The sequence below is a fragment of the Endozoicomonas sp. SESOKO2 genome (assembly GCF_024606245.1).
In the GTDB taxonomy this organism is placed as follows: domain Bacteria; phylum Pseudomonadota; class Gammaproteobacteria; order Pseudomonadales; family Endozoicomonadaceae; genus Endozoicomonas_A.
In genome coordinates, this window is sequence record NZ_JAHHPQ010000375.1 from 1 (window position 1) to 1,462 (window position 1,462).

Genomic DNA, 1,462 nt, shown 5'->3' on the forward strand with positions numbered 1-1,462 from the left:
GAGTGGCACGGGTATAGCCCTTGTCCTTCTCCAGTCGCATGATGGTTGTGTGATCCATTGTCTTTTCTTCGGTCACACAACGCTCTGCCAGCTCTCGCATGGACCAGCCTTTTTCGAGTCTGAGTCTGCGAACATTGTCTCCGGGTATTGCCATGTTTATCGGGCCTGTCTCAACTGGTTCATTCACTACACCAGTCTCCCGTATTGGTTGAAATCTGTATACGGCAGCCAGTTCACCACGTTTCATGTGTGGCTTCCTGTTTTCTTGTGCATTCAATACACCAGAATAGTCGATTATTCTCGCACTTGAGGCCATTTATGATCACTCCTTTTCAGAATCTCCTTAGACAAAAGCCCCGTCCCCCGGTGGTCTCTGTGCTTCGTGACCGTTTGGACGTGGATCGCTCTACTCTATACCGATGGTCAAAAGGTGAGTCATATCCCCCTTACACAGTGGCCGCTGAAATTATCAATATCCTGGCAGAGTACGGTGTCGCTATGGATTACAACGACATCTATAAACCCTGCCTGCCAGAGGATGAATAATGAGTTGGCCAAGGACACCGGACGAATTGAGAGACCTGGCCGGGCATTTGCTTGAGCTGGTCGGCGGTCGTAGGGAAGTAGCTCCCCGCCATTATTGCTTTACCCCCCGAGACAAAGACGAACCGATCAGTGGCTGGTCGCCCTGGCGTGGTCGAGCCATTCAGAAAGACTACGAACTAAAAGAAGGCGAGCTGGATACCTTTAAGGAGGATCGACGCTTTCTGCTCAAACCGCTGAACACGGACACCGTTTCATTGCACCTGCGTGGCAAAGAGCGCCTGGGCGTGTATCCCATTGATCGCAATGAGCAGGTGAAATTTCTGGCTGCTGACTTCGATGACCATGACGGAACCCTGAACCCGAAAGCGGTCTGGAACGAGGTGAAAAACTTCTGGGAGATCTGCGAAGGTCAGGAACTCAGTGCACATATTGAACGGTCGAAAAGCGGCAAGGGTTATCACGTCTGGATCTTCTTTGATGCTCCGGTGCCAGCGGCAAAAGCCAGAGCCATGGGTCGTTATCTTATGGCGGAGTCGGGGGCGATCAGTGAAGACGAGGACTTCTCTACCTTTGATCGGTTCTTTCCTTCTCAGAGTTACCTGACCGGTAAAGGGTTTGGCAACCTGATCGGTCTGCCAATGTGCGGTGAGCAGAACTATGAACAGGGTCTGAATGCCTGGGTTGATCCTGCTACGGGTGAGACGATCCCCGATGGCACCGGGTATGTTCTGGATATTCTGGAGCGTGGTCGTGTACCCGCCACGGAAGTAGACGTAGCTCTGGAAGACTGGGGAATCTCTGAGCTGGAAAGCCGTTCCGATGTGGTTGAGCATCGGGAGCGCAGTTCCGATGAACAGCTGGGCACAGAGAAAGAGCTGGACGAAGTGGTTAACCGCTGCAAGTTTATGCAGTGGGC

General features: G+C 52.4%; 2 protein-coding genes and 1 pseudogene. 2 read left to right on the top strand and 1 reads right to left on the bottom strand.

Going from position 1 to position 1,462, the window contains the following annotated elements:
- Positions 1–316, bottom strand: a 316-nt coding sequence (locus KDK17_RS08245) for a helix-turn-helix transcriptional regulator (RefSeq protein ID WP_257287827.1), incomplete at its 3' end; no start/stop codon positions are given.
- Between the two features lie 2 nt (positions 317–318).
- Between KDK17_RS08245 and KDK17_RS08250 the strand changes: the two genes are divergently transcribed.
- Positions 319–546: a DNA-packaging protein gene (locus tag KDK17_RS08250; RefSeq protein WP_257287828.1), complete on the top strand. Its 228-nt coding sequence runs from the start codon at positions 319–321 to the stop codon at positions 544–546.
- Positions 546–1,462 (top strand): annotated as a pseudogene (locus tag KDK17_RS08255) (hypothetical protein); the annotation flags it as partial. The gene KDK17_RS08250 and the pseudogene KDK17_RS08255, both read left to right, overlap by 1 nt.

Bases quoted from the DNA above. Each gene is read 5' to 3' on its own strand.
- KDK17_RS08250 (WP_257287828.1), top strand. From the start codon at position 319: ATGATCACTCCTTTTCAGAATCTCCTTAGACAAAAGCCCCGTCCCCCG.